Here is a 4113-nt window from a genome sequence, read left to right on the forward strand (position 1 = left end):
AGGCCCGGGCGATCTTCCAGGCGACGCGGGCGGCGGCCACGGCGTCCGCCGAGGCTTCGTGGGCGTTGTCGAGCGAGACACCGTAGTGCTCACAGACCTGGGTGAGACGACGGCCGCCCTTGCGGTACCGGTCCTTCGCCTTGTCGACGACGAGCGGGTCGAAAACCGGACCGTCCACAGTGAAGGTGGGTTCCAGGGTGCGCAGGACAGTGAGGTCGTAGGCGGCGTTGTAGACGATGAGTGTGGCCCCCTGGGCCCATCCTCGTCGGATGCGTTCGATGGTCTCGGCGAGGACCTCGTCGTGCGGACGCCCGTGCGCGCGGGCGTACTCGGTGGTGATGCCGTGGACGGCGGTGGCCTCTTGCGGGATCTCGATGCCCGGGTCGGCGAGGATCTCCAGGTCATCCCGGTGGGAGCCGTTGATGGTGATCAGTGCGCTGGTGACGATCCGTGCGGTCAGGGGGTCCGGGCCGGTGGTCTCCAGGTCGAAACTGAGCATGTGGGAGGGGTCGAAGCGGGTCGCTGTCGTCATGGTGGACAACTCTAGCGGGCGGCCGGACGCCGAAAAGACCCCGCGCCGTCCGGCGCGGGGTCGGTCTGGTCCGCCGGGTGATCCGGCAGCAGATCAGACAGCAGATCAGGCAGAAGATCAGGCAGAAGATCAGGCGAGGACGTCGTCGTACTCGGGGGTGGTGACGGCGATGCCTTCGTCATCTCCGAAAAGGTAGTAGGACGCGCCGGCGGACAGGTCGGCGATCTCTTCACGGCTGAGAAGGTTGAACATGGTGTGACTCCTGGGGACTCGGGGACGGAGGAAAGCATGTGGTGCGTGGCGCAACGGGTCCTACGCTATGTTTCGTCGCCACAAGCAGTCCACGGCCTTTCTCGACATCACCCCCGTCGATGCACGGGCATCACCGGCTCCGTGCAGCGCACAGCCCACAGCAGCCTCCCCGTTCGTTGTTTTCTGCGGAGATACCTCCACCCCCGTCGCCTGTGACACGGTCCATCCTTCCCCGGGGCAGTGTGACCTGAAACTCATATCGTGGCAGAAACACTCCTGCGGACACCGGACCGGGGACCCGCCGCGTACCCGCCCCCGGTCACACTAGACTCGTCCGGGTGAGCAAGCCCCGACAGACAATGTCCCCGTCCGATGAACGCACCGGCACCGCCGACGCCGCCGGTACCGTCGATCCGGCCGAACGCTGGTCCACTCTGGCGGCGGAGATCCGCCACCACCGTGACCTCTACTACTACCGTGAGCCGGTGATCACGGACGCCGAGTTCGACACGATGATGCGCGAACTCCAGGATCTGGAGGCCGAGCACCCCGAGGTCGTCACCGGTCCGAGCCCGACCGGCGAGGTCGCGCAGCCACCGGTGAACTCCCCGTTCCGCAATGTCGCCCACCGCGAACGGATGCTCAGCCTCGACAACGTGTTCGACCGTGGTGAGCTCACCGAATGGTTGGACCGCACCCCGTCGGACACCTACCTCACCGAGTTGAAGATCGACGGCGCCTCCATCGACCTGCTCTACCTCGACGGGTGCCTGGACTCGGCCCTGACCCGTGGCGACGGCGTGACGGGTGAGGACATCACCCACAATGCCCGCACCATCACCGACATCCCCGACCTGCTCACCGGCACCGACGAGTTCCCGGTGCCCGCGGTCGTCGAGATCCGCGGCGAGATCTTCATCACCGTCGAGGATTTCGCGACGATGAACGCCGACCGCCAGGCCGAGGGAAAGAAAATGTTCGCCAACCCTCGCAACGCCGCGGCCGGGGCGATGAGGCAGAAGAACCCGGCGGAGACCGCCAAGCGTCCGCTGAAGCTGATCTGTCACGGACTCGGCGCCCGTGAGGGTTTTGAGCCGGACACTCAGCACGAGGCATACCGGGCGATCGCGGCGTGGGGGCTGCCGGTGAGTCCGTACACGAGGCAGGTGCACTCGGCCGGGGAGGTCCTCGAGCAGGTGGAGTACTGGGGTGGCCACCGGCATGACGCGACCCACGAGATGGACGGCCTGGTCGTCAAGGTCGACAACCTCGACGAGCAGGAGGACCTGGGCGCGACCAGCCGGGCACCACGCTGGGCGATCGCCTACAAGTACCCTCCGGAGGAGGCGATGACCACTGTGGAGTCCATCCGGATCGGGATGGGGCGCACCGGCCGGGCCACCCCCTTCGCGGTGATGTCCCCGACCTATGTCGCCGGGTCCACGGTCTCCATGGCCACGCTGCACAATCCCACCGAGGCACATCGCAAGGGCATCCGGTTGGGTGACCGTGCGATGATCCGCAAGGCGGGTGAGGTGATCCCCGAGGTGCTGGGTCCGGTGGAGGACGACCGTGACGGCTCCGAGCGCGAGTTCGTGTTCTCCTCCGTGTGCCCGGAGTGCGGCACCCCCCTGGCCCCGACCAGGGAAGGGGACGCCGACTGGCGCTGCCCGAACACCCGCTACTGCCCCGGCCAGCTGCAGAACCGGCTGAACTACCTCGCCGGGAGAGGCGCCTTCGACATCGACGCCCTCGGGGAGCGCGCCGCCCGGGACCTCATCGCCTCCGGCGTCCTGCCCGACGAGGGACGCCTGTTCTCCCTGACGGCCGAGGACCTCATATCCACCAGCGCGTACACCACGAAGGCGGGGAAACTGAACCGACCCGGGGAGCTGTTGCTCGCCAATCTCGGTGAGGCCAAGCAGGTCGATCTGTGGCGGGTGATCACCGCCCTGTCGATCCGCCATGTCGGTCCGACCGCAGCGAAGGCACTGGCGGCGACACTCCAGTCGATTCCGGCGATCGACGAGGCGTCGGTCGAGGACATGGCGGAGATCGACGGTGTGGGCGGGATCATCGCGCAGTCGGTGAAGGACTGGTTCGCGGTCGACTGGCACCGGGAGATCGTGGACGCCTGGGCCGCGGCCGGGGTGCGCATGGAGCAGATCATCAAGGTGTCCGACCTGCCGGAGCAGACACTGGCCGGGTTGACCGTGGTGGTCACCGGATCCCTGGAGAACTACGACCGGACCAGCGCGAAAGAGGCGGTGGAGTCCCGCGGTGGCAAGGCCGCGGGGTCGGTGTCGAAGAAGACCGACTTCCTCGTCGCCGGAGCGAAGGCCGGATCGAAGCTCACGAAGGCCGAGGAACTCGGCGTCCCGGTGCTGGACGAGTCCGGGTTCGGGAAGCTCCTGGCTGAAGGCCCGGACGCGGTACGGTAGCTGCGCCGGCGCAGTAACGCGCAGCTGACCCCGGTCACTGTGCCACCGCATCCGACCGGGGCGGCACCGGACGCAGCCGACGCCATCTCACGGAGGAGGCCGTGCCCGTCGGACGCCGGCCCCTTCCCGGGCACCGCCCCACCCGATCCGGTCCGGAGGTACGATCGCGGACATGTCTGTCGTGAAGATCAACGCAATTTCCGTTCCCGAGGGTGCCGGCCCCGAGCTCGAGAAGCGGTTCGCCGCCCGTGCCCACACCGTGGACTCCTCCCCCGGCTTCGAGGGCTTCCAGATGCTCCGCCCGACGAAGGGCGACGACCGCTACTTCATCGTCACCACCTGGGCGTCCGAGGAGGACTTCCGGGCCTGGGCCGCCGGTCCTGCCAGGGTCGCGCACTCCGGTCCGCACTCGGGTGAGGGAAAGAAGCCGGTCGCCACGGGTGCGGACCTGCTGGAGTTCGAGATCGTCGACCTCGACGCTCTCGCCGCCGACCAGTAATCGACCGCCGGTCACTGGGCCCGTTCCTTTCGGGGATCCCTGTGCAGCCGCCAGTGCCGTGAGGCCGTGACCAGGCATCCGGTCGCTGCCTCCCGGTACTGGTGGCGACGGTGCAGCACACCTGGTTCCGGCAGAGGCCGCCCTGATGCTGACTACCATGTCGGTTTCCCTTGTGACGGGACGCTACCGACCCTGCGGTCAGTTCCGGAGACTTAGTACCCCGCCTTTCCCGTCCGGACGATGAGCGCCGCACAGGGGAGGTAGAGTACGGTCGCGAGGAGCCAGAGCGTGCCGTCTGCCCCTGACCTGGTCAAAGCGAAGACCGCAGTGAAGCTGACCGGACCGACGACGGCAGTGAAGCTCTCGACTCCGGCGAGGATGCCCTGCAA

At 67.6% G+C, this 4113-nt stretch carries 4 protein-coding genes; 2 read left to right on the forward strand and 2 right to left on the reverse strand.

What is annotated here, in order from left to right; translation table 11 throughout:
• Together QZV72_RS10335 and QZV72_RS10340 are read right to left on the reverse strand one after the other, a co-directional pair.
• The coding region (locus QZV72_RS10335; RefSeq protein ID WP_297008202.1) for an exonuclease domain-containing protein at positions 1-532 on the reverse strand (532 nt) is incomplete at its 3' end.
• A 129-nt stretch (positions 533-661) separates the two neighbouring features.
• Entirely contained in the window at positions 662-784 is a 123-nt protein-coding gene (locus QZV72_RS10340) for a hypothetical protein (RefSeq protein ID WP_297008205.1), read from the reverse strand.
• 359 nt (positions 785-1143) lie between these two features.
• On the opposite strand from QZV72_RS10340, the gene ligA reads away from it, so the two are divergent.
• Positions 1144-3225, forward strand: a complete 2082-nt coding sequence (ligA, locus tag QZV72_RS10345; protein WP_297008210.1) for an NAD-dependent DNA ligase LigA — start codon at positions 1144-1146, stop codon at positions 3223-3225.
• A gap of 172 nt (positions 3226-3397) precedes the next feature.
• Positions 3398-3724: an antibiotic biosynthesis monooxygenase gene (locus QZV72_RS10350; protein ID WP_297008208.1), complete on the forward strand. Its 327-nt coding sequence runs from the start codon at positions 3398-3400 to the stop codon at positions 3722-3724.
• The last annotated feature ends 389 nt before the right edge of the window (positions 3725-4113 follow it).

Origin of the sequence: uncultured Corynebacterium sp. (assembly GCF_902782855.1) — a bacterium.
Taxonomy (GTDB): Bacteria; Actinomycetota; Actinomycetes; order Mycobacteriales; family Mycobacteriaceae; genus Corynebacterium.

Excerpts from the sequence above, each read along its gene's own strand:
- QZV72_RS10340 (WP_297008205.1), bottom strand. The coding sequence starts at position 784 with ATGTTCAACCTTCTCAGCCGTGAAGAGATCGCCGACCTGTCCGCCGGC.
- ligA (WP_297008210.1), top strand. The coding sequence starts at position 1,144 with ATGTCCCCGTCCGATGAACGCACCGGCACCGCCGACGCCGCCGGTACC.
- QZV72_RS10350 (WP_297008208.1), top strand. The coding sequence starts at position 3,398 with ATGTCTGTCGTGAAGATCAACGCAATTTCCGTTCCCGAGGGTGCCGGC.